Consider the following 25,045-nt stretch of genomic DNA (forward strand, 5'->3'; position numbering starts at 1 on the left):
AAAACGTCGAACTATTGAGCCAAGGGTGGGCCAATAGCCGCTTGCTTTAGAGGCATTACCAAAGATTCAGCAAGCGTTACAGCTGTCTGCAGTGCATGGGGCACTTCTTCAAGATAATGGTTTTGCTCTAAAACTGACATCAATAGGCTTCTAGCAAAGCTGCCATATGCGATTCCAGAGACAGTAGGTCGCCTCGTCTCTAAAGTCGGGTCCGGCGATGACAGCAGCCCTAATTCGCGTAGTTTGTCAACGGTATGCTGGTTGGTGCCGCCGGCTAGTTGTACATAGCCGGGTAACTCTGCTGCCAACACCTTCTGTGCTAGTCGAATGGCAGCGTGGGTTGTCCCTCGGCCAATATCTCCGCTCATCGGTCGTCCGTCCGTTTGCCAGATCAAGATGGGCTTAGAAACACTTTGGTCATCAGCACCTTGAAAGGGGGCACCCATGATTTGCTGTAGCGTCTTTAGGTAAGCAATCAGATGCTCTCCGTCAGGGCAGCTAATCGAAATTAGCTGAAGATGTCCAATCCAGGGCTGGATTGTTTGCCAAAGCTCGAAGAAAGCTTGCTGCTGCCCAACGTGAGTATGAATTTCTAGTGCGTTTGCTTGGGTGAGGACTTTTGGCGCGATCGCATCTAAAGAAGTCGGCTGTGATCGCGCCTCAATCAATCCATACGGGCAGATCGGCAGACATCGTCCGCAGCCATAGCAGCGATCATGAATGACACCGGATTTTTCGGGTTTGAACGCGATCGCAGCCGCCGGACAAATTTTTTCACAAGGTCGTTTGCAATCGGTCGGGCAAATACTCGCATCAAACCAAGCCTTCCGAAAGTGAGGGTCTTCTCCTGCACTCACGCTTACCATCACCAGAGGGCGCTCGTAGCTAGACCTTTGCCACTGTCCCCCGGCACTTTTAGCCAGCCCCTCGGCAGTGTCCAGCCCTTCTTTGACGGCTGCAACAACAGCTGTATCAGCAGCCATATCAATACAGTCAGCACCAGCCAAGGCATAGGCTAGCGCCAAGTTTCTGATAGAAGGCAAGTCTTGATAGCTAGCACCGCAGATTAGCTTGAACCAGTGACTATCAAGCAGTGACTGAGTAGGTGAAGAAATAGTCAGAAATTAAGCGCCGAGAACGTTACTCGAATATGTTAATGAATGCTCAGGCCGCGACCGCTTCTTTTAGAGGGAACCAAGTCATCTGACGCTCGCCACCTACCTCTAGCACCACTTTCACACGGGGTTCTATAGACGGCAGCGCCACCAGAAACTCAATTTCTCGATTGGAAAGGATGTGCCCTTCAATCAGCCAAAGCAATAGTCCTTTTGATTTGGGAGACAGTGCCTGCAAGCGATAGCGCACAATCGGGGGGATGTAATAGCGATCGCCCGTCGCCGAATCATCCAGGTTCTTTTTACCTAAATGCGGTGGTCGCACGCCGTGAAAGTCGAGCAAATAGGCTGATACATCTCCCAATCCCCTCGTCGACATGCAAACACATTCGTAGCCAGCCGATCGAACCCGCCGCCGATAGCGGCCTTCATGCCCACCCTCTAATGGCATCCGCACACCCAACGCGCCAGCCTTTTCGAGGTCGCTTGTAAATTTGTTAAATGCGATTAGTGCCATAGATTCAGCGCCACAAAAGAAAATACAGAAGTTCGATTAAAGAACATATTACGTCATAACCAGATCTCTAGAGAATGCACCCAAAGACCGAGCCAGCAGCACTACCGGCAGCTGATACCCAGTCTTAGCAGTAGTGCTGATACCCAGTCTTAGCAGTAGTTCTGGTACCAGCTACCGTAACCGGTGTAAGGCTAGTCAACAGAATGGCAAAAAATATACAGCCGCAGACAGTATGTTGCGGTATGATACGGATCGCTTAGCTGACAGATAGATTAGGTATCGAGGCTATTTTTGCAGCCTTGAAAGTTATTTTCTCAAGAAGCGCTAAACATTGCCCCAAAAGCGTGTATAGTTAAAAGCTGTCGCCAAAAAACGGATACTAGAGGAAAGCTACTACTTACGAAGTAACTCGTACTGAGCGAAGTGATTTGTACTGATAGCACCTTCAAGAAATAAGGGCTTTGTACATTGCTTAGTTGCTGTACTAAATTCTCCCAGTCCAAGGCGAAAAGATAAGGCCAGTTAAAGACTCTTGGGTTTCGAGTAGAGCCTTTAGCAAGAAAAAGCCCTATCGACTGTTTTCCAGTGTGGTTGAGCAGAGCATAAAGAGCGCAGCGTTTGGTTTCTGTGATTTCAGAAGTCTGCGTTCGGCTGTGTGCTGCTAAAGCCTGGTTGTGTTGTGTCAACGTGAAGCGGAGACGGGATTAGTGTCTGTCGGTATTCTTGGTACCAAACTTGGTATGACCCAGGTGTTTGATGAAACTGGAAACGCAATTCCAGTCACCGTCATTCAGGCTGGCCCCTGCGTAGTAACGCAGATAAAAACAGAGCAGACAGACGGCTATGCGTCTGTGCAGATTGGCTATGGAGAAGTCAAAGAAAAAGCGTTGAATCGGCCAAAGCTCGGCCACTTGAAAAAGTCAGGTGCTTCGCCTGTTCGTCATCTGCGCGAGTACCGTGTTAGCGATACGGGTGAATTCGAATTGGGCCAAACCCTAGCGGCGGATCGATTTGAAGCAGGCCAGGCAATTGATGTCAGTGGCATCAGCATCGGTAAAGGCTTTGCTGGCAACCAGAAACGCAATAACTTTCGCCGAGGACCAATGTCTCACGGTTCTAAGAACCACCGAGCGCCTGGTTCGACGGGTGCAGGTACTACGCCTGGTCGGGTCTATCCTGGCAAGAAAATGGCGGGTCGGATGGGAAATGAGAAAGTTACTGTTCGTAAGCTCAGCGTTGTGAGAGTAGATAGCGATCACAATCTGCTACTGGTAAAGGGAGGCGTGCCTGGTAAGGCTGGTTCATTGCTTAGCATCGCGCCTGCGAACATTGTTGGTCAAACGTCAGTAGGCCAGTAGTCAGGATCAATAGCTAGAGCAACAGGCGTTGGAGCCAACATTTAGAACAGACAGCAGAGCAGCACACACGACTAAAGAATTACAGGTCGATAGACGCAAAAACTAAACGTCGCAGGACTCGAAAGGCTCAAAGGAACATCATGGTTGATTGTGTAATTAAAGATTGGCAAGGCGAAGAGGCAGGCTCAGCCACTCTCGATCTGAGGGTTGCCAGCGAAGAAAACGCCTCGCACATTGTCCATCGGGCGCTGGTTAGACAAATTAACAACGGTCGCCAGGGGACCGCTTCTAGTAAGACTCGCGCTGAAGTACGTGGGGGTGGCCGCAAGCCCTGGAGACAGAAGGGGACAGGCAGAGCTCGGGCGGGGTCTATCCGTTCGCCGCTCTGGAGAGGTGGCGGCGTTATATTTGGCCCCAAGCCACGCGATTACACAACGAAGATGAATCGCAAAGAGCGTCGGCTAGCACTTAGAACTGCGTTTCAAAGTCGTGCTAATGATATGACCGTCGTCCAAGATTTTGGCACAGAGCTCACTCAGCCCAAGACCAAAGAAGCGTTAGCTGCCTTAGATAGATGGGGAATTGATCCGACCGCTAAAGTTCTGATGATCCTGAGTGAGAGAAACGACAACGTCTATCTTTCGCTACGTAATGTGCCAAACGTTCGCATGATCGACGCGACCAACCTAAATGTGTACGACGTTTTACATACAGACAGTTTGGTTGTGACAGAATCTGCTCTCGAAAAGATTCAGGAGGTATATGGTGAGTAAACGATATGACGAGCGCGAAGTTCCAGACATTATCCGCAAACCTCTGATTACAGAAAAAGCCACCATCGCGCTTGAGGACAACCAGTACACCTTTGAGGTTGCACCCAAAGCGACAAAACCACAAATTAAGAATGCGATTGAGCAACTCTTCGATGTAACAGTGGTTGGAATTCGCACTCAAAACCCCCCTCGCAAGAAGCGCCGTGTGGGTCAATTTATTGGACACCGGGCCGCTTACAAGCGGGCAGTAGTCACTCTCGCACCAGACGATACCATCACGCTATTTCCAGATGTCTAGTCCTAGATGTCTGATGCTAGATGTCTGGCCGCTAGCTAGCCTAGCTGAAGACAATCAGCAGCTTAGCTAGATTATCCAAAGACGCACAAACAAAGACACGCAAACAACAGACAACGTAAACGCCAACCGCGACAAATTACAGCCATGGGCATTCGCTCTTACCGACCATTAACCCCAGGAACGCGCGAGCGTACCGTTTCAGATTTTTCTACTGTCACTACTGACAAGCCTGAGAAATCTCTCACATACTCGGTTCACCGTCCGAAAGGGCGCAACAATCGTGGTGTAATCACCTGTCGTCACCGGGGTGGCGGGCACAAGCGTCTGTATCGAGAGGTCGACTTCAGACGGAACAAATTCAACGTTTCAGCTAAAGTAGCAACGATTGAATATGACCCCAACCGTAACGCTCGAATCTCCTTGCTTCACTACGAAGATGGGGAAAAGCGCTACATTTTGCATCCGATTGGTTTAGAAGTCGGCGCAACTATCGTCTCTGGTGAAGATGCCCCTTTTGAAGTGGGTAATGCGCTACCGCTGCACCGTATTCCGCTAGGTACAACGGTTCATAACGTAGAACTAGTTCCCGGTCGAGGCGGGCAGATGGTTCGCGCAGCAGGTGCAGGGGCACAGCTAGTCGCCAAAGAGGGCGGTTATGTCACCCTTAAGCTGCCTTCTAGCGAGGTGCGAATGGTACGCCGTGAGTGCTATGCCACTATCGGCCAGGTAGGTAATGTCGAACACCGCAACCTGTCGTTGGGCAAGGCGGGGCGCAAGCGCTGGGCCGGTCGCAGGCCCGAAGTTCGCGGTAGTGTGATGAACCCGGTAGACCACCCTCATGGCGGTGGTGAAGGCCGAGCGCCAATTGGCCGTAGTGGTCCTGTGACGCCTTGGGGCAAACCGGCACTAGGCTACAAGACCCGGAAGAAGAAAAAGGGTAGCGATGCGTTGATTGTGCGTCGTCGCCGGCGTTCTTCCAAGCGTGGTCGCGGCGGTCGTAACGCTTAAGCATTTGCATATCACTACTTGCATATCACTGATCGATTGTTCTAGGTAAATAGCATGTCTCGTTCCCTTAAGAAGGGGCCATTTGTGGCAGATCACCTTCTTACTAAAATTGAAAAGCTCAACGCAAAAAACGAGAAGCAGGTCGTTAAGACTTGGTCTCGTGCCTCGACTATTGTTCCTCAGTTTATTGGTCATACCGTTGCTGTACACAATGGCCGTCAGCATGTGCCCGTATTCATCAATGAGCAAATGGTGGGTCACAAGCTAGGCGAGTTTGCCCCGACTCGCACTTTCCGGGGCCACGCGAAGAGTGACAAAAAGGCTCGGCGATAAAGCCTCTTTAGGAGATAGACACAAGAAATGATTGATATTGACTCAGATTCTCAGGTAAAGGCGACGGCTAAGTTTGTTCGCATGTCTCCTCGTAAGGTTCGCCGTGTTCTCGATCAAATTCGAGGTCGCTCATACCGCGAGGCGCTAATTATGCTCGAATTTATGCCTTACAAGTCCTGTGAGCCCATTCTTAAAGTCTTGCGCTCAGCAGTGGCTAACGCAGAGCACAACAACGGCCTCGATCCTGTCAGTTTATATATAAGTGAAGCGTACGCAGATCAAGGCCCGGTGCTAAAGCGATTTAGACCCCGCGCTCAGGGCCGAGCCTATCAGATTCGCAAGCCGACTTGTCATATTGCGATCGCAGTTGCCCCTGGCACCGAAGCATAACCTTTTCAGACCCTTCCACCCGTTTTTTCTAAGGAGTACATCAGTGGGACAGAAGATTCATCCTATCGGTCTTCGCCTTGGCATCACTCAGGAGCATCGCTCCCGCTGGTATGCCGACAAAAACCGTTATCCAGCGCTGCTCGAAGAAGACCATCAGATCCGTGAGTATGTGCTCAAGAATCTGGCCAACGCAGGTATTTCGGATGTCCATATCGAGCGTAAAGCCGACCAGATCGATCTAGAAGTTCGCACTGCTCGCCCCGGCGTTGTCGTCGGCAGAGGCGGCGCTGGGATCGAATCGCTGCGAGCTGGACTGCAGAAGCAAATCAAAGATGACAGCCGCCAGATCCGCATCAACGTAGTGGAAGTTTCCAAAGTGGACGCAGACGCAGGGCTGATTTGCGAGTACATCACCCAGCAGCTAGAGAGACGGGTCTCCTTTCGCCGAGTGGTCCGCCAAGCCATCCAAAGGGCTCAAAGAGCTGGCGTAGAAGGGATTAAGATCCAGGTCAGCGGTCGGCTGAACGGCGCTGAAATTGCTCGCACAGAGTGGACCCGTGAAGGTCGCGTGCCACTGCATACGCTTAGAGCCAACATAGACTACGCCTATCGCACAGCCCAAACGACTTATGGAATTCTAGGCGTAAAGACTTGGGTCTTCAAAGGTGAAGTCATTCCGGGGCAGGAGAATCAGCCAGAAGAATCTAGAGCCCAGCCTCGCCGTCGTCAGCCTCGCCGTCGTCAGCAGTTTGAGGATCGCTCTAATGATTCATAGAGCTGATTCATAGAGCTTTGATTCATAGAGCCTTGATTCATAGAGCCTGATTCCTAGAGTTTGATTTATAAGGCTCGATTTCTAGAGCAACTCTCCGCTATTTTTTCTGTGACCTATCATGTTAAGCCCAAGAAGAACAAAATTTAGAAAACAGCATCGCGGCAAGATGCGGGGCATGGCTTATCGAGGTAATGAGATCAACTTTGGTCAATTTGCTTTACAAGCTACCGAATGTTGCTGGATGACTTCACGTCAGATCGAAGCCGCTAGGCGAGCGATGACTCGCTATATCAAAAGGGGCGGTAAGATCTGGATTCGCGTCTTCCCTGACAAATCAGTCACGATGCGCGCAGCAGAGACTCGGATGGGTTCTGGTAAAGGTAACCCCGAGTTTTGGGTTGCTGTGATCAAACCCGGTCGAATAGTTTTTGAAATTGCAGGTGTTTCGGAGGAAGTCGCTAGAGAAGCAATGCGACTCGCCTCATTCAAGTTGCCCTTCAAGACCAAGTTCGTTATTAAAGAAGGCGAGGAGGGGTAAGAGAAGATGGCAATTGTCAAGATTCAAGAATTGCGAGAACTAAGTGACGAAGAACTCACCTCGGCGATCGCACAGACCAAGCGCGATCTGTTTGATCTGCGTTTTAAGAAAGCTACCCGTCAGTTAGAAACCGGATTTCATCAGTTCAAACACAGCCGTCGTAAGCTCGCTCAACTGATGACCATTGAAAGAGAAAGGCAGCTAGCAGCGATCGCATCAGCCGATCAAACAGCAGCGACAGCTCAAACGGACACAGCGACAGCTCAGACGGACGCAGCAATAGCTCAAACGGAAGAAGAGGCGTAGCTCACTATGGCAGCAAAAGAGAGAATTGGCTTAGTCGTCAGTAACAAAATGGATAAGACGGTGGTGGTCGCGGTAGAAAGCCGGGTTCAGCATAAAAAATACGGCAAGATTATGGTGCGAACGCAGCGCTATAAAGCCCACGATGAGGACAACACCTGTAAAGAAGGCGATCGCGTCAAAATCAGCGAGACTCGCCCCATCAGCCGCCACAAGAGGTGGGTTGTGGCTGACATCCTCAGTTCTTCTGACCTGTAGGCAGAACCCAATCAAAGCAATGAGGATAATTCCATGATTCAGCAAGAAACCTATCTAAATGTGGCGGACAACAGCGGCGCTCGTAAGCTCATGTGCATTCGCGTCTTAGGTGGTCGCAAGCAGTATGCAGGTGTAGGCGATGTTATTGTCGCCGTTGTCAAAGACGCTCTTCCGAATATGGGCGTCAAAAAGTCCGACGTGGTCAAAGCCGTTGTCGTGCGAACTCGCAAGGGCGTCCGTCGTAATAGCGGCATGAGTATTCGCTTCGACGACAACGCGGCGGTTCTCATCAACCCAGACGGCAACCCTAGAGGCACTCGTGTTTTTGGCCCGGTTGCCCGCGAACTCCGCGATAAAAGCTTTACCAAAATTGTTTCGCTAGCGCCGGAGGTACTCTAAATGGTGATCAAAAACAAGAATGCCGGAAAGCGTTTTAAGATGCATGTCCGCACGGGCGATACGGTTCAAGTGGTCGCTGGTAAAGACAAAGGCAAAGTCGGCGAAGTGGTCGCTGTCAATGCCAAAACTTCTCAGGTGATCGTTCAGGGCGTGAATATGCGTACCAAACACGTGAAACCACAAGCAGAAGGTGAATCTGGTCAAATTCTGACTAAAGAGTTTCCGATTCACAGCTCCAACGTCATGCTGTATTCCACCAAGCAAAAGGTGGCCAGCCGCGTAGCCTACACTATCAATGACGATGGTCGTAAGGTACGCACGCTGAAAAAAACAGGCGAGGTTCTAGAAAACTAGGTAGGGAAAGACCATTTGGAGAAGGCTATTTAGACACCATCGCGGTTGAGCTTAGCAACGCTGCTTGGAACTCACTTTCTACCAAAAAATCCTGCAAAAGTTTTAGAGCCAATTCTATCGCTACTTCCCGCAATTCAGTATCAGCATGATGCCCTGACCAAGCCCAGGGATACATTTTTCCAAAAGGACATAATGGCCGATTCACTCAAAACACTCTATCTGGAGAAGGCAGTACCTAAACTGAAAGAGCAGTTTGGATACACCAACCCGCATCAGATTCCTAAGCTTGCTAAAGTCACGGTCAATCGTGGGTTAGGTGAAGCATCTCAAAACGCCAAGGCGTTGGAATCATCGATCAGCGAGCTAGCGATGATCACTGGCCAGCGGCCTGTGGTGACGCGCGCGAAAAAGGCGATCGCAGGCTTCAAGATTCGTGAAGGCATGCCAGTCGGCGTCAAGGTCACGCTACGCTCTGCTCGCATGTACGCCTTTACTAACCGCTTGATCAATCTAACCTTACCCCGCATCAGAGATTTTAGAGGCGTTAGTCCTCGCAGCTTTGATGGCAGAGGCAACTACACCCTGGGCCTGCGAGAGCAGCTGATTTTCCCAGAGGTTGACTACGACAGCGTTGACCAGATTCGCGGTATGGATATCACTATCGTCACCACCGCAACCTCCGACGAAGAAGGGCGCGCCCTTCTGAAGGAGCTGGGCATGCCCTTCCGAGATAACTGAGGCAGAAGCAAAAAAGAGGATTATGGCGTCTAACGACACGATTTCAGATATGCTGACGCGCATTCGGAATGCTACCCTTGCGCGGCATCAGACGGTCGATATTCCATCGACAAAAATGACTCGCAGTATTGCCACTGTACTAAAAGAAGAAGGCTTTATTGCCGATTCTGCAGACGGCGGTGAAGGCATTGATCGCAAGATCACGATTACTTTGAAGTACAAAGGCAAGACTCGACAGCCGATTATCACCAAGCTTTCACGGGTCAGCAAGCCCGGTCTGCGAGTATATTCCAATCGCAAAGAGCTGCCTAGAGTGCTCGGTGGCATCGGTATTGCCATCATTTCTACCTCTAGCGGCGTCATGACCGATCGTGATGCCCGTCGTCAGGGGATTGGTGGAGAAGTCCTTTGCTACATCTACTAAGTCTTTACCCCCTTTATGCAGCCCGCTAAATAGGAGAATTGAAATGTCTAGAATTGGCAAACAACCTGTGCCAATCCCCAACGGAGTAACCGTCACAATCGATGGCCAGACGGTGAGCGCTAAAGGCTCTAAAGGTGAGCTTTCTCGTGAGTTTCCCCCTGAGATTGCCTTTGCCAAAGAAGGTGAGGCGGTGGTGGTCACCCGAGTGAACGAATCTCGCAATGCCAGACAGCGTCATGGCCTAGTGCGTACCCTGATTGCCAATATGGTCGAAGGCGTTTCCAAAGGCTATGAGAAAAAGCTGGAGATTCAAGGGGTAGGATACAGAGCTTCTCTTCAAGGGCAAAAATTGGTAATGGCCTTAGGCTACAGCCACCCAGTTGAGTTCGATCCGCCAGCGGGTATTACGTTTGCGGTTGAAAAAAACACGAACGTGACCGTCACTGGCATCGATAAAGAAGTCGTCGGCAACACTGCAGCTAGGGTTCGAGCGGCGCGTCCACCTGAGCCCTACAAAGGAAAAGGCGTTCGCTATGCAGGCGAGCAAATTAGACGTAAAGCTGGTAAGGCCGGTAAGTAATGTTTGCTGAGCTAGTTAAGTTTTGCCTATAGATAGATTTGGCCGATAAGAAAATCTGTTGGCCCATGAACAGATATGGCAGGTAAACATAAACGATTAGTGAGCACAGACATAGTAAGCACAGACAAAAGGTAGTCGCCAAAAGATAAGCAACCATCCTATGAAAACAACTCGTCGAGAATCTACCCGCCGTCGCCATTCGCGCGTTCGTCGCCGGGTGAAAGGAACATCCGAGCGCCCGAGACTTGCTGTCTTCCGCTCCAATCAACACATCTACGCGCAGGTCATTGATGACGCAGAGCATCAAACCCTAGCATCCGCATCGACCCTAGACAAGGATGCTGGCACGTCGGCTGGGGCTAACAAAGACGCTGCGATCACAGTAGGGAGATTAATCGCAGAGCGCGCGATCGCCAAAGATATTTCTGAAGTGGTCTTTGACAGGGGCGGTAAGCTCTATCATGGTCGAGTAGCTGCTTTGGCTGACGCGGCCCGTGAAGCAGGGCTGAAATTCTAAAACAGGCTAAAAACATGGCAGATAACAGAGACAATCGTCGCAGCAAAAAGAATAAGAACCGAGAGAAGGATTCTGAGTGGAAAGAGCGCGTCGTCCAGATTCGTCGAGTCACTAAGGTCGTCAAAGGTGGTAAGAAGCTCAGCTTTCGGGCTATTGTGGTCGTCGGCAACGAGAAAGGTCAAGTCGGCGTCGGCGTTGGCAAAGCGAGCGACGTCATCGGTGCGGTCAAAAAAGGTGTGGCCGACGGCAAGAAGCATTTGGTCGAAGTGCCCCTGAACAAGGCGTACTCTATTCCCCATCCAATGACGGGACGTGCTGGCGGTGCCCGCGTATTCATGCGCCCAGCAGCGCCCGGTACGGGTGTAATTGCCGGTGGAGCTGTCCGCATTGTGCTAGAGCTAGCAGGCGTTCGTAATATTTTGGCGAAGCAGTTAGGGTCTGATAATCCCTTGAACAACGCTAGAGCCACTGCTGCTGCTATTGGCTCACTAAGAACGCTATCTGGTGTGGCTGAAGAGCGAGGAATTCCTATCGAAAAGCTATACGCGTAGCTGCCCTAGACAAGGCGTCACCCAGACGGACATTACCCAGGAGACTATTTCGCAATGAGACTAGATGATGCAAGGCCCAAGGTGGGCTCTAAAAAGCGCCGTAACCGCAAAGGAAGAGGCATTTCTGCTGGTCAAGGTGCCAGCTGCGGCTTTGGTATGCGCGGCCAAAAGTCTCGTTCTGGTAGCGGTACTAGACCTGGCTTTGAAGGTGGTCAGATGCCCCTCTATCGCCGGGTTCCCAAGCTAAAGCACTTTACGATTGTGAATCAAAACGTGTTCACAATCATCAATGTCAAAGGACTCGCCGATCTGCCCGCTGGCGAAGTCACGCTAGATTCCTTGATAGAAGCCGGTGTGATTACATCAAATGACGGGCCGCTAAAGGTATTGGGAGATGGTGAAATTTCGACGGCGTTGAATGTGAAAGCAGCCGCTTTTACTAAGTCTGCAAAGGCAAAGATCGAGGCCGCAGGCGGTAGCTGCGAGATTGTTTAGGCTATCAACACTATTGAGGGAGCAGGAATACGGCGCGAATAGTTAGCCTAGATGTTAGCTATCCACTCGCCGTTACACCCTGCTCCCTTTATTATTAGATATAGATATTAAATACATAGCGTTCCTCTAATGCATCAGAGGAACGCGCGTCACTTGACCCGTTGTTACATCAGGCTTTCAGTCTGAAAACTATACATCAGCTAAGTGACCCACGCTATAGAGAGACTTTATTGAGCGCGTGTCGCTTTAACCAGTTGACTTAACTGAGAGATACGCAATCTCAAATTCTTACCTAATTTCCAGCTAGTTTCTTTCTTTCCTCAAAACTATGGTTGTCAGTCAAGGCAGGTCGCCTAGCGCTCAAGAAACATTTCTACAAATGGCTCAGGCTGCAGGGTTACGCAGCCGCTTACTCGTTACTATCGGTCTCTTAGTCCTAGTGAGATTGGGCGTTTATATTCCGGTACCTGGCATCGATCGAGCTGCATTCTCGGATTTTGTCCAGAATGGCGGAGCCGGGGGCGTTCTTGGATTTCTAGATATCATCGGCGGTGGCGGTTTATCTCTAGTCGGCATTTTTGCGCTAGGGATTTTGCCATTTATTAATGCGTCGATCATCATGCAGCTACTGACGGCTGCAATTCCAGCCCTAGAAGACTTGCAGAAAAACGAAGGAGAAGCAGGCCGCCGAAAAATTTCTCAGGTGACTCGCTATGTTGCCTTTGGCTGGACTATTGTGCAGAGCACAATGCTCTCTAGTTTCTTGCTGAGAGACTTTGCCTATGACTTCGGAGTGCCGTTTGTCGTGGAGACGGTGATTGCATTGACTGCAGGCTCAATGTTTGTGATGTGGGTAGGTGAGCTAATCACCGAGCGCGGTTTGGGTAACGGCGCATCGCTGCTGATCTTCTTGAACATTGTGTCTTCGCTGCCTCGGATCTTGGGCGATACAGTGGACGTTGCTCAGACAGGGGGCCGAGAAGAAATTGGCGGCATCGTAATCCTCTTTCTCGTATTTATCGCCACGATTATTGGCATCGTCTTTGTTCAAGAAGGGACACGCCGCATTCCTATTGTCTCTGCTAGACGGCAGGTGGGCCGCAAACTGTATCTAGAGAAGAGCAACTACCTGCCCTTGCGACTGAACCAAGGCGGCGTCATGCCAATCATTTTTGCTTCCTCCATGCTGATTATTCCGCTTTCGCTGGTGCAGTACATCCGCAACCCAGCCTTTGCAGAATTTATGAGCCGCAATTTTACCCCCACCTCACCGCTGTACATCTTGGTGTACCTAGTGATGATCGTGTTCTTTAGCTATTTCTATGCCTCTTTGGTAGTCAACCCCGAAGATATGTCAAAGAACCTGAAGAAAATGGGCGCTAGTATTCCAGGCATTCGTCCGGGTAGGGCAACGACTGACTACATCGGCAAGGTTTTGAACCGCCTAACTTTCTTGGGCGCAATTTTCTTAGGGCTAGTTGCTGTAGTCCCTAGTCTGGTAGAGAGCGCAACTCGGGTATCGACATTCAATGGATTTGGAGCAACCTCGCTGCTAATTCTGGTAGGTGTGGCTATCGATACCGCGAAGCAAATTCAGACCTACGTGATCTCTCAGCGCTACGAAGGAATGGTGAAGCAATAATGACACGTTTGATTTTTTTAGGTCCCCCTGGTGCTGGAAAAGGTACTCAGGCGCAGATGCTTTGCCAGAACTATGAAGTTCCCCATATTTCGACGGGTGATATACTGCGAGCTGCGGTAAAGGAGAATACCGAGCTAGGACGCAAGGCCGAAGGATTTATGAAGTCGGGTGAACTGGTACCCGACGATTTGATCTTGGGTTTGATCCGAGAGCGGCTGAATAAGGAAGATACCGCTAATGGCTGGCTGCTAGATGGATTTCCTCGCAATGTAGAGCAGGCAGAGTTTCTAAATGCGCTGCTAGAAGAAATCGATCAGAGCTGTGACGCTGTGATTAATCTAGAAGTACCGGATGACGTGCTTGTAGAGCGTTTGCTAGGACGAGGCCGAGTAGATGACAAAGAAGATGTGATTCGAAATCGGCTAGAAGTTTATCGCGAGCAGACTGAGCCTTTGATTGCGCTGTATGAAGGCAAAGAGCAGCTAAAGTCAGTCAATGGAGATCAGGATCTCGACCAGGTGACTAGCGAGCTCACAAAGATTGTAGAGAGCTAACCCGTTAGATCTGACAGATGTGTTCTATATTCCTAATGGGATTTGCTACGCTGGTAGCATAAATATAGTCAGTTTCTGCTGACATTGAATTAATCGAGGAACTGCTGGTTTGTCTAAACAAGATTTAATTGAAATGGAGGGAACGATCACCGAATCGTTGCCCAACGCTATGTTTCGCGTTGATCTAGACAATGGGTTCAATGTATTAGCCCACATTTCTGGAAAGATTCGTCGGAACTACATCAAGATTCTGCCGGGCGATCGCGTCAAAGTAGAACTCACCCCCTACGACCTTACCAAAGGCCGCATCACCTACCGATTGAAGAAACCTAGATAGAAAAGATGGGATAGGAAGGTGGGGTAGAGAAGAAAGGGAATAAAAGCCTTTGATAGCCTAGGAAAAAGTTATTGGCCGAGATATTTAGGGCGGATGGTTGTGTCGTGAAAGTATTTAGCAATGACCACAGCCCGGCGCACGTACATGTGAGTTCTGCCGAGCATAAGATCAAGATAGATATATCGGGGACAGAGGCTATCGTTCTAAGGGCAGGCAAAAAAGAGAGAAAAGAAGTAGATCCTAGGTTTGCGAAAAAGGCTTTACGCTTAGTCAACAGCAGGCTTGCTGAAGTGAGGGCGGCTTGGGAGGCTATTCAGCAGCATGGAAAATAAAATTATTGATGTGTGCTACATATCTGGTTCGAGGGAGGTAGAAGTTACTTTTACTAACGGTGCTCGATTAGCATGTCCTGTTGATGCCCTTGAAATGTTGACCTGGACTGGTTCAGAATTTGTATCAGCGCCACGCCCCACAGATGAGCAGCTTTCTAGCGTTCGAGTCTGGGCAGGCGGCTACGCTATTGATTTTCCTGAAATTAATCAGAATTTTGATATTGATGAGCTTGTGGCCCTGCTGCCGATAGATCGCAAGTTAGCTGGCGTCACATCGTAACCGTCTAAATTCGTGATCATTCAAACTTGAGCTCAGCTTTTATTGAAAACGCTATCGAGTAAAGAAATTCCACCGAACCGGACAACGTCGGTACAGGGCAACCCGGTTTCTTGAGAGACTGCTTCGATTGCATCTGAGGCTGCTTTCTCGCCCAATCCAAACGTATTGAGCGCAATCCCGGCAACGGGTGTCTTCGCGAAAGTGCCGCCTGCTTGAACCGCTGTCTCATACAAAGTAATAACCTGCGAAAGGGAAGGAATTTCAAAGTCCGGGAAATGCTGGATATGAGTCATTCCGGCTTTGTGAACCAGAATTAAAGCAGTTGGCTGCGAGCCTCTCATTAGCGGCAGCGTCGCCGTAGAGCCGGGGTTTAATAGCGAACCTTGGCCTTCGATGAAGAGAATATCTTGCTCTGGGGCGCTGCGAATGACGGCTTGTTCGACGGCCCCGGCGGCGTAGTCTACTCGAATGGCGTCTAGAGCAATGCCATCTGCGCCGAGCATAAGACCCGTTTGACCCGTAGCAACGAGTTTGGCGCGTTGTCCTTTGGCCATAGCAGCGCGGGTGAGCTCGATGCTAGTAGACATTTTGCCGATGGACATATCGGTGCCGACCGTGAGAATGCGATCGCATTCTAAAAGCCTAGCCTTGCCGCTGCCTACCTCCAATCCTTCTGGCTCTTGGCGAATGTCCCACACCCACCGACTGGGCTGAATCTGTGAGGCAATCTCGGGGTCTGCGTTCATCTGAGTGTGCAGCCCGTTCATGACGCTAAGTCCCGCACTCACAGCCTGTTTTACTTCTGCGTACCAAGGATCAGGAAGTCTCCCGCCAGAAGGCGCAAGTCCAATCGCTAGAACAGTGGGGTTGAACGCTAGAGCCGCCTGCACCGAAGCAACCACTGGAACCTGACGATCCACCCCCGTCAGAGCCTTGACAGATTGCCCAGCCGCTGCTTCGTCGATAACCGCGACGATCTCATTTTGGCTATAGCGCAGTAAGGAGATGCCCGTTTTACCCTTGCTGCCGGCGAGGCCGTTATGTAGCAAGATAGCAATGCGATCGTTAGGGGTGAGCATGAAGAGAAAGTCCTAGTCCAGGTCGCGAGTTTGGCATCAAGATACCGTTTTCTAGGTGTGCGCCAGAGAACGGGTCGTCTTTGAGATTAAAGTGGCTATCGAGATCGAGGTGATCAGCCAGTGGAGCTAGGTGAGAGAGGGCAGTATTGGCGATCACACTGTCCGAATAGCAGCCAAACATCACCTGCAGCCCGCAGGCTTGGGCCGTATGAATCATCCGCCGGGCTTCACTCAGACCACCAGATTTCATCAGCTTAATGTTAATGCCATCAATGCAGTGGGCCAGGCGATGAATATCGGCGCTATCAAAGCAGCTTTCGTCGATGAAGATCGGCAGCGGCGACTGAGCGCGTAAGGCTGGGAGCAGATCGTCATGGGCGACCGGTAGCGGCTGCTCTAGGTAGGTGACGCCGCGATCGGCGAGCCAGTAAGACATGGTCAGCGCATCGGTCAACCGCCAACCGCCATTAGCATCGATACTGACTTTTGCGCCTTTAGGCACCTCGGGTAAAAGCGCCTCGAACATGGCTTGATCAGCAGCGATGCCAGCTGGCGCACCTAGCTTGACTTTGACAGAGGCCACGGTTTGCTGGTCGCGCCACTGCCGGAGACGTTTGACGGCATCTGCTGGGGAACTAATGCCAATGGTAACGGCAGTCGGGGTGATGCGATCAAGGTCTAATCCCCATAGCTGCCATAGCGGTAGGCCAACCTTCTTTCCCAACCAGTCGTGTAAGGCAACGTCCACGGCTGCCTTTGCCGCTGAGCAGATCGCTAAATCATCACATATCGACGCAATTTTTTGCTGCTGTAAAGGATAGAACCCTGACAATTTCGTCGATAGTTTCTGAAGGTCATGAGCGATCGCTTCAGTTGTTTGAGTTTTGTTACCGATGGAAAAAGGAGACGCTTCACCCCAGCCTTCTATGCCATCGGCGCTGACTTTGACCCAAAGGTTTGTTGAGCCCGCATTTGTCCCCCGGCTAATGGTAAGCGGCACTCGCTTATGGACGGAGAAGGGCTCAATCTGAATCTGCATTGCTAGGGCTAGTAAGGGGCGCTATTCTATGGCATTCGCGATCTCCATAGTGTTGTCTTTGGGGTCGCGAATGTATACAGATAGAATAGGGCCAAGCGCTCCCGTTCGTTTACTGAAGCTGAGTTTTTGAGGCGATGCGGGTTTTCTTGCGATCGCGCTCCGACAACTCTTTTCCTTCTTGCAGCTGAGTCGCGTTCCTTTGCAGCACCGTTGCCGCGTTTTTATCGCCCATCTGAATGGCGGTGTTTGCCGCCGACTGTAGCATCGTGACTGCGCCAGTGCGATCGCCAGACTTTAACTTATCTTCTGCGATCTGGGTCTGTCTGTATTTTGCTAGTGCCAAGATATGCTGCTGCACGTCTGGATTGACATTGGCCGTGTAAGCAGACTGGACCAAAATATCAATTGTCTGTGGCTCTGTCGACTGCGCCGTCAGGTCAAGCGCTGGGTCGTCGTAGGTGACTTGAACTTTGACAATTGGTACAGTGCCTTCTGCTAGCTGGGGCACATACATTGTCAGCAGAATCACCCTCGGTTCATCGATCATCAGATCGCCAATGCGGATAACGGCTATATTTTCTTGCGTGTTGGCGCTTAGCTCTACGGTTTCAGGCGCGACTTGAGCGACGGGTTTGAGATCGGCCAAGCGAGTGCCTGACAGCAGCTCCAGGTTCAAAAAGGCGTTGGTTAGACTGACAGACTGCATGCGGGTGAACAGACGCCCGAAGGTGGCGATTGCCTCTTCAGCATGCTCGATGTAGCTCAGCGATCCGCCGCCCGCATCGGCGATTTGCTCCAAGACATCTTGGTTCCAATGGTCGCCAAAGCCCAGCGTGTTTACCGTCAGGTTATAGCCAACTGCCACATCAGCTAGCTTGATTGCCCTAGCATTATCGCCGTGCTCATTCTCACCGTCGGTTAGCAGTAGGAGCTGGGAAATGTAGCCTTCTTTGCCAGCAGCAAGCTGCTCGATTCCCGCTTTTAGGCCATCGTCAATGCAGGTGCCGCCGCCCGCCCGCAGGCGGTTGATTCGTTTTTTGATTGCGTCAAGGTCGGTTGCGAGTTCGTTGGAGATTAGGACTTCGGCTTTGTGGTCAAAAGCGATTATTGAGATGCGATCGCGCGCCGTCAGCCTATCCACAATCCGGCTCGCCGCCTGCTTGACCGTTTGCAAAGGCGTGCCCATCATCGAACCACTGCGATCCAGCACAAAACAGACATTCAGCGGCGCAGAGCTGCCACCCCCCTTAGCCGCTACAGATACCGATAGCTGACGCTGAGCGCTCGCTTGATCAGCCGAAAGGTGAGCATCACTAAGCGCACACTGCAAATCAACCTTCATCTTGGCACCTCGCTACTACTGACATAACACTAAACTAATGGATTCCCGATTAAAGAAACCGCTAGCACCTCTACTTGCCCTTTTGGGAGCCTTGAGAGGTGTAGGAGGCTGCGAATCCAATGACTTTCTTCGTCTCAGCAATAGCTTTAGCCTTCTCTCGACGGCGAGTTGCCCACCAAGTCACAAAACCAGCTACAGAAGCAGGACCAATCGTCAGTCCTAAAAACTCCCCCAGATTATTAGCAATAAATTGTCTGAACGAATAAGGAATATTAGCCCTGACTGGACGCTTAGATTCAAACGTAACAAACTCACGCGGGTAAGTTTGATTGCTGTCCTTCGGACTAAACTCTACTTTTGCCTTGAGTACAATCAAATGGTTCCCAGCTTTGAGCGGCGTCACGTTCCATGACCAAAACTGCTCATCCTCAGAGAACACCGTCTGGCGCCCACTCTTAATAGGTGACACTCGGAAGGCTTCGTCGTCAGCCCACAGGATTACCTCTGTGCCCATCGGATCGTACCTTACAGCGGAGCGCTCAATCGTGACGTCGCCCTCTATGTCCAACCGGCTCAATACTTCATCAGTCGCTTCCTCTGCTAAGCCAGCCTCTATCTTCGTTTGCACGTTGACCTGCATCGTCTCAGGCACATTGTGAAAAAAATCTCCAACTGTCAAACTATCGAAGAACTCCTTTACTGCTTTTTCTTCACTCAGCCGAGGTAGCGGAGCAATACTGGCAACTGTACCTTGCTCACCTGCTGTACCTTGCTCACCTGCTGTTATATCAGGAGCTGGCTGCGGTGGAGGACTTCCAATATTGTCAACTGGGTCAGGATATGGTTGAACTCTCGTGAGTAGGAAAAGGCTGCCGATGCCAATACAGGCCAGCAGAGTGATGAGAAGAGCTGGCTTTACTTTTTTATGTTTCATTGGATCTGGCTTATGCTTGCCGCAGAGAATTTCTTTTGGTAGTGACGCTTACTCAGTAGCCGCGTCACAAATCCAATCAGTACTGCTGAGAGAACCAGCGTATAAATTTGCCAATAACGACGAAAACTCAACCTGAGCGTAGAGATAGAACTTCCCCTAACCTGTATGGGTCTTTCTGCCAATAGTAATCTTTGCTCTCTTCCAATAGAATTGGGAAAGTCGAGACTCAAGGTTGATTCCAAGGTCAGACTGTAGCTACCGCCTAGCAATGGCGTAACTGACCATCGCCATACATCCGCGTCGTTTGCTACGACAGCCTTTCTACCTGCTGATATGTCCTCTATCAAAAACATATCTGGATTCCCAACCAGACGCAGCTCTACGTTTAAAGGATTGTATAAAGTAATCTCTTCTAAGCTGATCGGCTCATCTATGTCCAAGGAGTCGAGAATTTCTTTAGTCACCTCATCGGCGATACCTGCTTTTATAACGATGGGCTCTTCGACCTTCAGTTCAGTAGGGATAGTATGAAAGAAATCACCTTCTACTAGACGGTCGTATATGGATGTGACAGTACCAACAGAAGGGGTAGATGAGCCAACGCTCAGGCTACTCTCCCCTTCTGCCAAGGATTCTCTAGGTAAAGCCTTAGAGGATGCGTCTAACGAAGAAGCGTCAAATGGAGAAGCTAACACCGGAGCAGATTCAGTATCTTCTGAACCGCTTATGGGAATCCCTCGAACAGATATGCGCTCGTCGCTGACAGATGGTTGCGGTGGTACTGTCTGCTGACACGCCGAAATCGACAAGACCAAAAACAGACCAAGCTGAATCATCAGTAGAGGGAAGATAAACTTCTTCATAGACCTAAGGATGGCTGGACGTGCTGAGTGGAAAGGTTTTGACACACTCGAATGTAGCAATATTCAAGTGTTTTTCTTAGGTGAATTAGAGCACAGGTAAAAGTAGATAGTGTCAGACTGAAGGGATTTGTAGCATAAGGACGGTATTGGTGTGGTTATCCGCCACAAACCCAAAGCCAGTGCCGCCGCACCCCAACCGCTAGCGAGCTACTATAGTATGCAGATATTTTAGATGTCGAAAAGTAAAAGTTAGCGCAAACGCAAGTCCCTATGAGTTCTCCTATCAAGGCCGTTCAAGCTCCCTACGGTGGAGGCAGCGCGGCCTATCGGACACCCCCACCCGACCTCCAATCGCTGCTGCTAAAAGAGCGCATCGTCTATTTGGGCACGCCGCTGGTTTCTTCTGACGACTTCAAACGTCAAATGGGCGTAGATGTCACTAAGCTGATCATCGCGCAGCTGTTGTATTTAGAATTTGACGATCCCGAAAAACCGATTTACTTCTACATAAACTCAACCGGAACCTCTTGGTATACCGGCGATGCGGTTGGCTTTGAAACCGAAGCCTTTGCTATTTGTGACACGCTGAAATACATCAAGCCCCCTGTACACACCATCTGTCTAGGTCAGGCAATGGGCACCGCCGCGATGATTCTTTCTTCTGGTGCAAAAGGCTCTAGAGCTAGCTTGCCTCACGCTACTATCGTCCTCAATCAGACTCGTTCTGGGGCGCAGGGTCAGGCAACAGATATTCAGATTCGAGCAGAAGAAGTACTGGCCAATAAAGCCGCTCAGCTCGATATTCTATCTGCTAACACGGGCCAATCGACCGAAAAGCTAGATAAAGACACCGATCGGATGTTTTATCTAACCCCAGAAGAGGCCAAAGACTATGGCCTGATCGATCGGGTGCTGAGCAGTACGAAAGAGCTGCCAACGGCGATTCCAGCGGGGGTTGTTTAGGTCATGCCCGTAGATAGAATTATGCGAGTTCCCTACAATTTGCCGGGCAGTCGCTCTTGGCAGTGGGTGAATATTTTTACCCGGATGAGCCAAGAGCGCATTCTGTTCCTTAACCAGCCGTTGACGGATGGGGTGGCTAACTCTTTGGTCTCGGCGCTGCTGTATTTGGATTCGGAAGATCAAAGTAAGCCAATCTATCTGTATATCAACTCGATTGGCGATCCGGTGATGTCTGGCCAGGCAGATGAGTCGGCTGGGATGATTTCGATTCGAGCGGGCCTAGCAGTCTATGACACGATCGCGCATATCAAGTCAGAAGTGCTGACGATTTGTATGGGAACGGCCTACGGCATGGCAGCGGTGCTACTCGCGGCTGGCGTCAAGGGAAAAAGAGCGGCGCTACCTCATACCAGCATTGCGCTAACTCACCCGACTACCCTGACTCGCGGCCAGGCGACCGACATCAATCTAGAAGCGACCGAGGTGTTGGCAAAGCGGAAGCTGATTCAGCAGATCCTGGCAAACAGCACAGGCCAGAGCGCTGAAAAGATTGCGAAAGATATGGAGCGGATGTTTTATCTTTCTCCAGCTGAAGCCAAAGACTATGGATTGATCGATCGAGTCATTGAGAATCCGGCGCTAGCTAGCTCCTCTGTTCCTGCGCTATCTGAAGCTTAAACCCAGAGCCTAAATCCGCAACCTAAACACGACCTTTTATTTCACTTTTTGCCATGCCTATCGGAACTCCCAGCGTCCCCTATCGCCTACCCGGCAGCACCTACGAGCAGTGGATTAGTATCTACGAGCGGCTGTTCAGGGAGCGAATTATCTTTTTGACTGAAGAAGTAGATGACGGCATTGCTAACGCCATCGTCGCCTACATGCTCTATCTCGATTCTGAAGATTCCACCAAGCCGATCTATCTATACATCAACTCACCAGGTGGCTCAGTCACAGCGGGCATGGCGATCTACGACACCATGCAGTACATCAAATCTGAGGTGGTGACAATTTGCGTAGGGCTAGCGGCCAGTATGGGCGCTTTTTTGCTAAACGCAGGCACTAAGGGTAAGCGGCTAGCATTGCCCCACTCGCGAATTATGATTCACCAGCCTTCGGGCGGGGTGGGTCGTCGTCAGGCAACTGATATTGAGATTGAAGCGGTGCGGATTGTCCAGGTGCGTCGTGAGCTAAATGAGCTGATGGCGGCGCATTCGGGTCGGACGATGGAAGAGATTGAGCGGGACAGCGATCGCGACAATTTCATGTCGGCAGCCGAAGCCAAAGAATACGGCTTAATCGACCGCGTGATTGAAGAGCGTTTACCAGCATAGGTTGCCTGCCTGTTAAGGGGCGACACGAGCAAGCACCCAAGAATGGGGAACAATTATTAGCCAATTTGACAAAAATTGATTAAAGTTTGTCTGCTGTCCTTATCGGCCTAGCCTAGAAGCCGACGCTGCTATGAAACTGGCTCATCACTATCGCACGCTAGGACTAGGCCGTAGTGCATCTTTCACAGAGGTCAAGGTCGCCTATCGTCAGCTGGTGCGAAAGTATCATCCTGATCTCAATCCAGATGAGCAGGCAGCCACACAGTTCATTGCGATCAACGAAGCCTATACTGCTCTTTCAGACGCCCTTTCTAAAGCACACAGAAACAAATCAAGCAGAATCGAGCTACATGAAACGGCACCGTTTGAAAGCACTAAAGCTAAAGACGGTGCCGCTTTTCGTGAGCAGGCAGCCGCAGCAGAGCCGCTGGACTTGGATGAACTGAGACAGACCTTAGAAAGGTTAGGCATCGGCGATTTTCAAAAGTCACAGAGAAAGGCTAGATCAGTCGGTAGAAAGAAGCGGTCGGTCGAAGACTATAAACAAAAGCCTCCGTCAGCTAGAGCAGACAATGTCTCAGTAGTAGATAGCTCAGGAGTGCCCATATCAGAGGCCGATCGGCTGTTGAAACGGGATGCATATACGCAGTTGAAAGTGCTGCTCGGACAGCAAAAGTTTCCAAGGGCGATCGCCCTAGTAGAAGGTTTATCCAATCGCCTGCCAACCGATCTAGAAATCAGCCAGTGGAAAGCAATTGTCTACCAGCGCTGGGGCAGACAGCTGATCAACGAAGGCCAGCTACGCAAAGCAAAAATCTACTTGAAAAAAGCTACTCGGGTTGATCCAAATAACTCGACGTTAGGGGCCGAGATAGAGCGAGATCTAGCGCGGTTAGCCATTCTAAGAAGCATTTAGTCTGCAGGTCAGATTGTTTCTATGTTGGTTCTTAAGTTTCTAGGTGGACTCTTAAGCCGGTCCTTCGCTCTGCACCCGAGCATAGTCAAAGCTGTGACAAAAATCGTCTACGCCTGATTTGAAAATGTAGATAGCGACAGGCGCAGCAAGTAGGGCCGGGCAGTCGGTCTCTTGCGTTAGATGGTTGACTAGGGTACCGGGCTGATGAGCACTGAGCGCGTCGCGAAACTGGGTTTGACAGGCAATATGACGGTAGCGCTTGCTGAAGCTAGCTAGCCACCGGTCATTAGTATCTGGTTCTTGACCAGCCCGCAGCGCTAGGGAAATAGCAGCATCTTCTATATCACCGTCACAATCTGATATTTCTTGAAGTGCGGCGATCGCGTCGGGATAGTCGGCTAGACAGGCCGTTAGCTGAGTAATTTCTTCAGAGGTTAAAACAATCATGCTAGGCGCTAATCGATACCATCGGTTGCAGGGTCGGAGACTACAGTACCAGAAGATACAGGGGCAGAAGACCCGGTAACAAAAGGTACATGATCATAAGGCTCATGACCGGAAAGGATTTGGAAAAACCACTGCTCAAAACGCTCACTCCAAACAGGTAGATCATACAAACATTCGGCCTGATAGCGACAGTCGGCGCGGTTGATACGATCTAGTAGGTTAGCGATCGCATCAGTTAACCCGGTTACATCATCTGGAGATACTAGCCAGCCAGTTTGACCATCACGCACAATTTCGGCTGGGCCACCGCGCGCATAGGCAATCACAGGCACGCCGCAGGCTAACGCCTCAATTGCCACCATGCCAAAAGCTTCTGTCCATTTTGGTGTGACTAGCAGCGCCAGAGAGCGTCCAAGGGCTTTTTGTAGCGCTGATGTTGAGCGGAACCCGCCATATTCGATAGAGACGGTGGCCTGGTGAATCAGAGGCTGCAGGCTTTGCCAGTAGCTAGCGTCTTCTATCTTGCCAAATACTTTAAGGGGCCGATTAGCAGTGGCAGCCGCTGTAATCGCATCTTCCAATCCTTTTTCTGGAGAAATGCGGCCAATCCAAGCAAGGAAATTGTCTGGATGGTCGCAGTAGTCGTACTGGCGAATATCGATGGCGCTGCCTAGAATTTGCCAGCTATGCTCAGGGATAGGAAAGGTTTGGACTTGCGATCGCGTATAGGCTCCTAGCGTGCCGGGAAATTGGACAGCCGTTTGGGCGATCGCCTCATCTAGCGCATTGTTCAAAGAGCCCATGCTGACAAAATGAGCCACAGGCGTTTTGAGAAAAGGCGTTAGATAAAACGGTAGCCAGTCATAGGCAAAATTAACCAACAGGTCATACGCCGACTCGCGTTCTCTGGCGTAGGTCCAGGCATTTGCCAACAATGAACCTACTGTTATCGGTGCTAAGCGATCTTGAGTTTGAGCGGTTGGCTGCCACTTGCCCGGTATCTGAATGAGCGTTGTCGTACGGTTTGATTGTGGCAAACTCGATCCTTCAGGCGCAGCAATATCGATCTGATGACCTTTGGTGCTCAGTGCCTGCGAAAGGTTGAACACTGTTAGCTCTACGCCGCCGCCTAATCCTGAGCCCAGCGGCCCGACTGGCGTTGAGAGAAACAAAATTTTGAGCGGCTTTCTCACGAGTCCTAGTCCTAGATTGTTAGCTCCAGATTTCTAGTCTAGGACTGCGATCGCGCCTTCAGTCGG

At 50.6% G+C, this 25,045-nt stretch carries 36 protein-coding genes; 27 read left to right on the top strand and 9 right to left on the bottom strand.

The window, feature by feature from the left end:
* Positions 1–11: 11 nt before the first annotated feature.
* Together ldpA and ndhN are read right to left on the bottom strand one after the other, a co-directional pair.
* Entirely contained in the window at positions 12–1,121 is a 1,110-nt protein-coding gene (gene ldpA / locus IQ256_RS10870) for a circadian clock protein LdpA (RefSeq protein WP_193855612.1), read from the bottom strand.
* A 43-nt stretch (positions 1,122–1,164) separates the two neighbouring features.
* Positions 1,165–1,632, bottom strand: coding sequence for an NAD(P)H-quinone oxidoreductase subunit N (ndhN, locus tag IQ256_RS10875; protein WP_193855574.1), 468 nt, complete (start codon positions 1,630–1,632; stop codon positions 1,165–1,167).
* Between the two features lie 707 nt (positions 1,633–2,339).
* On the opposite strand from ndhN, the gene rplC reads away from it, so the two are divergent.
* From rplC to IQ256_RS10990, 23 genes are all read left to right on the top strand, one after another.
* Positions 2,340–2,990 carry a 50S ribosomal protein L3 gene (gene rplC / locus IQ256_RS10880; RefSeq protein WP_193855575.1) on the top strand — a complete coding sequence of 217 codons (651 nt, stop codon included), beginning with the start codon at positions 2,340–2,342 and terminating at the stop codon, positions 2,988–2,990.
* 140 nt (positions 2,991–3,130) lie between these two features.
* Positions 3,131–3,763, top strand: a complete 633-nt coding sequence (gene rplD / locus IQ256_RS10885) for a 50S ribosomal protein L4 (protein ID WP_193855576.1) — start codon at positions 3,131–3,133, stop codon at positions 3,761–3,763.
* Complete coding sequence (locus IQ256_RS10890; protein ID WP_193855577.1) at positions 3,753–4,061, top strand: 50S ribosomal protein L23; 309 nt, start codon at positions 3,753–3,755, stop codon at positions 4,059–4,061. Before rplD ends, IQ256_RS10890 begins: the two co-directional genes overlap by 11 nt.
* Positions 4,062–4,205: 144 nt before the next feature.
* Positions 4,206–5,069, top strand: coding sequence for a 50S ribosomal protein L2 (gene rplB, locus IQ256_RS10895; RefSeq protein ID WP_193855578.1), 864 nt, complete (start codon positions 4,206–4,208; stop codon positions 5,067–5,069).
* Positions 5,070–5,123: 54 nt separating this feature from the next.
* On the top strand, positions 5,124–5,402 hold the full coding sequence (gene rpsS / locus IQ256_RS10900; RefSeq protein ID WP_193855579.1) for a 30S ribosomal protein S19: 279 nt from the start codon (positions 5,124–5,126) through the stop codon (positions 5,400–5,402).
* A gap of 27 nt (positions 5,403–5,429) precedes the next feature.
* Positions 5,430–5,792 carry a 50S ribosomal protein L22 gene (gene rplV / locus IQ256_RS10905; RefSeq protein ID WP_006455538.1) on the top strand — a complete coding sequence of 121 codons (363 nt, stop codon included), beginning with the start codon at positions 5,430–5,432 and terminating at the stop codon, positions 5,790–5,792.
* Between the two features lie 43 nt (positions 5,793–5,835).
* On the top strand, positions 5,836–6,567 hold the full coding sequence (gene rpsC / locus IQ256_RS10910; RefSeq protein ID WP_193855580.1) for a 30S ribosomal protein S3: 732 nt from the start codon (positions 5,836–5,838) through the stop codon (positions 6,565–6,567).
* A gap of 118 nt (positions 6,568–6,685) precedes the next feature.
* The gene (rplP, locus tag IQ256_RS10915) at positions 6,686–7,105 is read left to right on the top strand and encodes a 50S ribosomal protein L16 (protein ID WP_193855581.1); all 420 of its coding nucleotides are present in this window, start codon (positions 6,686–6,688) and stop codon (positions 7,103–7,105) included.
* A 6-nt stretch (positions 7,106–7,111) separates the two neighbouring features.
* Positions 7,112–7,411 carry a 50S ribosomal protein L29 gene (rpmC, locus tag IQ256_RS10920; RefSeq protein WP_193855582.1) on the top strand — a complete coding sequence of 100 codons (300 nt, stop codon included), beginning with the start codon at positions 7,112–7,114 and terminating at the stop codon, positions 7,409–7,411.
* 6 nt (positions 7,412–7,417) lie between these two features.
* The gene (gene rpsQ, locus IQ256_RS10925; RefSeq protein WP_193855583.1) at positions 7,418–7,666 is read left to right on the top strand and encodes a 30S ribosomal protein S17; all 249 of its coding nucleotides are present in this window, start codon (positions 7,418–7,420) and stop codon (positions 7,664–7,666) included.
* A gap of 33 nt (positions 7,667–7,699) precedes the next feature.
* Positions 7,700–8,065, top strand: a complete 366-nt coding sequence (gene rplN, locus IQ256_RS10930) for a 50S ribosomal protein L14 (protein WP_193855584.1) — start codon at positions 7,700–7,702, stop codon at positions 8,063–8,065.
* Positions 8,066–8,419: a 50S ribosomal protein L24 gene (gene rplX, locus IQ256_RS10935; protein WP_193855585.1), complete on the top strand. Its 354-nt coding sequence runs from the start codon at positions 8,066–8,068 to the stop codon at positions 8,417–8,419.
* Positions 8,420–8,611: 192 nt separating this feature from the next.
* Positions 8,612–9,157: a 50S ribosomal protein L5 gene (rplE, locus tag IQ256_RS10940; RefSeq protein ID WP_193855586.1), complete on the top strand. Its 546-nt coding sequence runs from the start codon at positions 8,612–8,614 to the stop codon at positions 9,155–9,157.
* A gap of 22 nt (positions 9,158–9,179) precedes the next feature.
* A complete protein-coding gene (gene rpsH, locus IQ256_RS10945) occupies positions 9,180–9,581 on the top strand; it encodes a 30S ribosomal protein S8 (RefSeq protein WP_193855587.1) in 402 nt (133 codons plus the stop codon).
* Between the two features lie 43 nt (positions 9,582–9,624).
* On the top strand, positions 9,625–10,161 hold the full coding sequence (rplF, locus tag IQ256_RS10950) for a 50S ribosomal protein L6 (RefSeq protein ID WP_193855588.1): 537 nt from the start codon (positions 9,625–9,627) through the stop codon (positions 10,159–10,161).
* A gap of 160 nt (positions 10,162–10,321) precedes the next feature.
* Entirely contained in the window at positions 10,322–10,678 is a 357-nt protein-coding gene (rplR, locus tag IQ256_RS10955; protein WP_193855589.1) for a 50S ribosomal protein L18, read from the top strand.
* A 14-nt stretch (positions 10,679–10,692) separates the two neighbouring features.
* The gene (gene rpsE / locus IQ256_RS10960; protein WP_193855590.1) at positions 10,693–11,229 is read left to right on the top strand and encodes a 30S ribosomal protein S5; all 537 of its coding nucleotides are present in this window, start codon (positions 10,693–10,695) and stop codon (positions 11,227–11,229) included.
* Positions 11,230–11,283: 54 nt separating this feature from the next.
* The gene (rplO, locus tag IQ256_RS10965) at positions 11,284–11,724 is read left to right on the top strand and encodes a 50S ribosomal protein L15 (protein ID WP_193855591.1); all 441 of its coding nucleotides are present in this window, start codon (positions 11,284–11,286) and stop codon (positions 11,722–11,724) included.
* Positions 11,725–12,052: 328 nt separating this feature from the next.
* Complete coding sequence (secY, locus tag IQ256_RS10970; RefSeq protein ID WP_193855592.1) at positions 12,053–13,366, top strand: preprotein translocase subunit SecY; 1,314 nt, start codon at positions 12,053–12,055, stop codon at positions 13,364–13,366.
* On the top strand, positions 13,366–13,920 hold the full coding sequence (locus tag IQ256_RS10975) for an adenylate kinase (RefSeq protein WP_193855593.1): 555 nt from the start codon (positions 13,366–13,368) through the stop codon (positions 13,918–13,920). The genes secY and IQ256_RS10975 overlap by 1 nt, the downstream gene beginning before the upstream one ends.
* A gap of 109 nt (positions 13,921–14,029) precedes the next feature.
* Entirely contained in the window at positions 14,030–14,257 is a 228-nt protein-coding gene (gene infA / locus IQ256_RS10980) for a translation initiation factor IF-1 (protein ID WP_006455294.1), read from the top strand.
* A 104-nt stretch (positions 14,258–14,361) separates the two neighbouring features.
* Complete coding sequence (locus IQ256_RS30380; RefSeq protein WP_193855594.1) at positions 14,362–14,589, top strand: DUF4160 domain-containing protein; 228 nt, start codon at positions 14,362–14,364, stop codon at positions 14,587–14,589.
* Entirely contained in the window at positions 14,579–14,869 is a 291-nt protein-coding gene (locus IQ256_RS10990) for a DUF2442 domain-containing protein (protein WP_193855595.1), read from the top strand. Before IQ256_RS30380 ends, IQ256_RS10990 begins: the two co-directional genes overlap by 11 nt.
* 32 nt (positions 14,870–14,901) lie before the next feature.
* On the opposite strand, the gene IQ256_RS10995 is transcribed toward IQ256_RS10990, so the two are convergent.
* From IQ256_RS10995 to IQ256_RS11015, 5 genes are all read right to left on the bottom strand, one after another.
* Positions 14,902–15,948, bottom strand: a complete 1,047-nt coding sequence (locus IQ256_RS10995; RefSeq protein ID WP_193855596.1) for a DUF1611 domain-containing protein — start codon at positions 15,946–15,948, stop codon at positions 14,902–14,904.
* On the bottom strand, positions 15,935–16,987 hold the full coding sequence (locus tag IQ256_RS11000) for a dipeptide epimerase (protein WP_193855597.1): 1,053 nt from the start codon (positions 16,985–16,987) through the stop codon (positions 15,935–15,937). The genes IQ256_RS10995 and IQ256_RS11000 overlap by 14 nt, the downstream gene beginning before the upstream one ends.
* A 109-nt stretch (positions 16,988–17,096) precedes the next feature.
* Positions 17,097–18,329: a VWA domain-containing protein gene (locus IQ256_RS11005; RefSeq protein WP_193855598.1), complete on the bottom strand. Its 1,233-nt coding sequence runs from the start codon at positions 18,327–18,329 to the stop codon at positions 17,097–17,099.
* A gap of 70 nt (positions 18,330–18,399) precedes the next feature.
* Positions 18,400–19,263 carry a hypothetical protein gene (locus IQ256_RS11010; protein ID WP_193855599.1) on the bottom strand — a complete coding sequence of 288 codons (864 nt, stop codon included), beginning with the start codon at positions 19,261–19,263 and terminating at the stop codon, positions 18,400–18,402.
* Positions 19,260–20,126 carry a hypothetical protein gene (locus IQ256_RS11015; RefSeq protein ID WP_193855600.1) on the bottom strand — a complete coding sequence of 289 codons (867 nt, stop codon included), beginning with the start codon at positions 20,124–20,126 and terminating at the stop codon, positions 19,260–19,262. Before IQ256_RS11015 ends, IQ256_RS11010 begins: the two co-directional genes overlap by 4 nt.
* Before the next feature lie 270 nt (positions 20,127–20,396).
* Here IQ256_RS11015 and IQ256_RS11020 point away from each other — a divergent pair, with 270 nt between their 5' ends.
* The 4 genes from IQ256_RS11020 (at position 20,397) to IQ256_RS29575 (ending at position 23,339) form a co-directional block, all read left to right on the top strand.
* Positions 20,397–21,089, top strand: a complete 693-nt coding sequence (locus tag IQ256_RS11020) for an ATP-dependent Clp protease proteolytic subunit (RefSeq protein ID WP_193855601.1) — start codon at positions 20,397–20,399, stop codon at positions 21,087–21,089.
* A gap of 3 nt (positions 21,090–21,092) precedes the next feature.
* Positions 21,093–21,767, top strand: coding sequence for an ATP-dependent Clp protease proteolytic subunit (locus IQ256_RS11025; RefSeq protein ID WP_193855602.1), 675 nt, complete (start codon positions 21,093–21,095; stop codon positions 21,765–21,767).
* 53 nt (positions 21,768–21,820) lie between these two features.
* Positions 21,821–22,423 (top strand): ATP-dependent Clp protease proteolytic subunit, encoded by a 603-nt coding sequence (locus tag IQ256_RS11030; RefSeq protein WP_228024769.1) that lies wholly within the window; start codon positions 21,821–21,823, stop codon positions 22,421–22,423.
* Between the two features lie 130 nt (positions 22,424–22,553).
* On the top strand, positions 22,554–23,339 hold the full coding sequence (locus IQ256_RS29575; protein WP_228024770.1) for a DnaJ domain-containing protein: 786 nt from the start codon (positions 22,554–22,556) through the stop codon (positions 23,337–23,339).
* A 51-nt stretch (positions 23,340–23,390) separates the two neighbouring features.
* Here IQ256_RS29575 and IQ256_RS11040 read toward each other — a convergent pair whose 3' ends face one another.
* Positions 23,391–23,786 carry a hypothetical protein gene (locus tag IQ256_RS11040; protein WP_193855603.1) on the bottom strand — a complete coding sequence of 132 codons (396 nt, stop codon included), beginning with the start codon at positions 23,784–23,786 and terminating at the stop codon, positions 23,391–23,393.
* 8 nt (positions 23,787–23,794) lie between these two features.
* On the bottom strand, positions 23,795–24,979 hold the full coding sequence (locus IQ256_RS11045) for a glycosyltransferase (protein WP_193855604.1): 1,185 nt from the start codon (positions 24,977–24,979) through the stop codon (positions 23,795–23,797).
* Positions 24,980–25,045 lie beyond the last annotated feature (66 nt).

The organism is cf. Phormidesmis sp. LEGE 11477 (assembly GCF_015207105.1).
In the GTDB taxonomy this organism is placed as follows: Bacteria; Cyanobacteriota; Cyanobacteriia; order Phormidesmidales; family Phormidesmidaceae; genus Phormidesmis.

Excerpts from the sequence above, each read along its gene's own strand:
- ndhN (WP_193855574.1), bottom strand. The coding sequence starts at position 1,632 with ATGGCACTAATCGCATTTAACAAATTTACAAGCGACCTCGAAAAGGCT.
- rplD (WP_193855576.1), top strand. The coding sequence starts at position 3,131 with ATGGTTGATTGTGTAATTAAAGATTGGCAAGGCGAAGAGGCAGGCTCA.
- IQ256_RS10890 (WP_193855577.1), top strand. The coding sequence starts at position 3,753 with ATGGTGAGTAAACGATATGACGAGCGCGAAGTTCCAGACATTATCCGC.
- rplB (WP_193855578.1), top strand. The coding sequence starts at position 4,206 with ATGGGCATTCGCTCTTACCGACCATTAACCCCAGGAACGCGCGAGCGT.
- rpsS (WP_193855579.1), top strand. The coding sequence starts at position 5,124 with ATGTCTCGTTCCCTTAAGAAGGGGCCATTTGTGGCAGATCACCTTCTT.
- rplV (WP_006455538.1), top strand. The coding sequence starts at position 5,430 with ATGATTGATATTGACTCAGATTCTCAGGTAAAGGCGACGGCTAAGTTT.
- rplP (WP_193855581.1), top strand. The coding sequence starts at position 6,686 with ATGTTAAGCCCAAGAAGAACAAAATTTAGAAAACAGCATCGCGGCAAG.
- rpmC (WP_193855582.1), top strand. The coding sequence starts at position 7,112 with ATGGCAATTGTCAAGATTCAAGAATTGCGAGAACTAAGTGACGAAGAA.
- rpsQ (WP_193855583.1), top strand. The coding sequence starts at position 7,418 with ATGGCAGCAAAAGAGAGAATTGGCTTAGTCGTCAGTAACAAAATGGAT.
- rplN (WP_193855584.1), top strand. The coding sequence starts at position 7,700 with ATGATTCAGCAAGAAACCTATCTAAATGTGGCGGACAACAGCGGCGCT.
- rplX (WP_193855585.1), top strand. The coding sequence starts at position 8,066 with ATGGTGATCAAAAACAAGAATGCCGGAAAGCGTTTTAAGATGCATGTC.
- rplE (WP_193855586.1), top strand. The coding sequence starts at position 8,612 with ATGGCCGATTCACTCAAAACACTCTATCTGGAGAAGGCAGTACCTAAA.
- rpsH (WP_193855587.1), top strand. The coding sequence starts at position 9,180 with ATGGCGTCTAACGACACGATTTCAGATATGCTGACGCGCATTCGGAAT.
- rplF (WP_193855588.1), top strand. The coding sequence starts at position 9,625 with ATGTCTAGAATTGGCAAACAACCTGTGCCAATCCCCAACGGAGTAACC.
- rplR (WP_193855589.1), top strand. The coding sequence starts at position 10,322 with ATGAAAACAACTCGTCGAGAATCTACCCGCCGTCGCCATTCGCGCGTT.
- rpsE (WP_193855590.1), top strand. The coding sequence starts at position 10,693 with ATGGCAGATAACAGAGACAATCGTCGCAGCAAAAAGAATAAGAACCGA.
- rplO (WP_193855591.1), top strand. The coding sequence starts at position 11,284 with ATGAGACTAGATGATGCAAGGCCCAAGGTGGGCTCTAAAAAGCGCCGT.
- secY (WP_193855592.1), top strand. The coding sequence starts at position 12,053 with ATGGTTGTCAGTCAAGGCAGGTCGCCTAGCGCTCAAGAAACATTTCTA.
- IQ256_RS10975 (WP_193855593.1), top strand. The coding sequence starts at position 13,366 with ATGACACGTTTGATTTTTTTAGGTCCCCCTGGTGCTGGAAAAGGTACT.
- IQ256_RS10990 (WP_193855595.1), top strand. The coding sequence starts at position 14,579 with ATGGAAAATAAAATTATTGATGTGTGCTACATATCTGGTTCGAGGGAG.
- IQ256_RS10995 (WP_193855596.1), bottom strand. The coding sequence starts at position 15,948 with ATGCTCACCCCTAACGATCGCATTGCTATCTTGCTACATAACGGCCTC.
- IQ256_RS11000 (WP_193855597.1), bottom strand. The coding sequence starts at position 16,987 with ATGCAGATTCAGATTGAGCCCTTCTCCGTCCATAAGCGAGTGCCGCTT.
- IQ256_RS11005 (WP_193855598.1), bottom strand. The coding sequence starts at position 18,329 with ATGAAGGTTGATTTGCAGTGTGCGCTTAGTGATGCTCACCTTTCGGCT.
- IQ256_RS11010 (WP_193855599.1), bottom strand. The coding sequence starts at position 19,263 with ATGAAACATAAAAAAGTAAAGCCAGCTCTTCTCATCACTCTGCTGGCC.
- IQ256_RS11015 (WP_193855600.1), bottom strand. The coding sequence starts at position 20,126 with ATGAAGAAGTTTATCTTCCCTCTACTGATGATTCAGCTTGGTCTGTTT.
- IQ256_RS11020 (WP_193855601.1), top strand. The coding sequence starts at position 20,397 with ATGAGTTCTCCTATCAAGGCCGTTCAAGCTCCCTACGGTGGAGGCAGC.
- IQ256_RS11025 (WP_193855602.1), top strand. The coding sequence starts at position 21,093 with ATGCCCGTAGATAGAATTATGCGAGTTCCCTACAATTTGCCGGGCAGT.
- IQ256_RS11030 (WP_228024769.1), top strand. The coding sequence starts at position 21,821 with ATGCCTATCGGAACTCCCAGCGTCCCCTATCGCCTACCCGGCAGCACC.
- IQ256_RS29575 (WP_228024770.1), top strand. The coding sequence starts at position 22,554 with ATGAAACTGGCTCATCACTATCGCACGCTAGGACTAGGCCGTAGTGCA.
- IQ256_RS11040 (WP_193855603.1), bottom strand. The coding sequence starts at position 23,786 with ATGATTGTTTTAACCTCTGAAGAAATTACTCAGCTAACGGCCTGTCTA.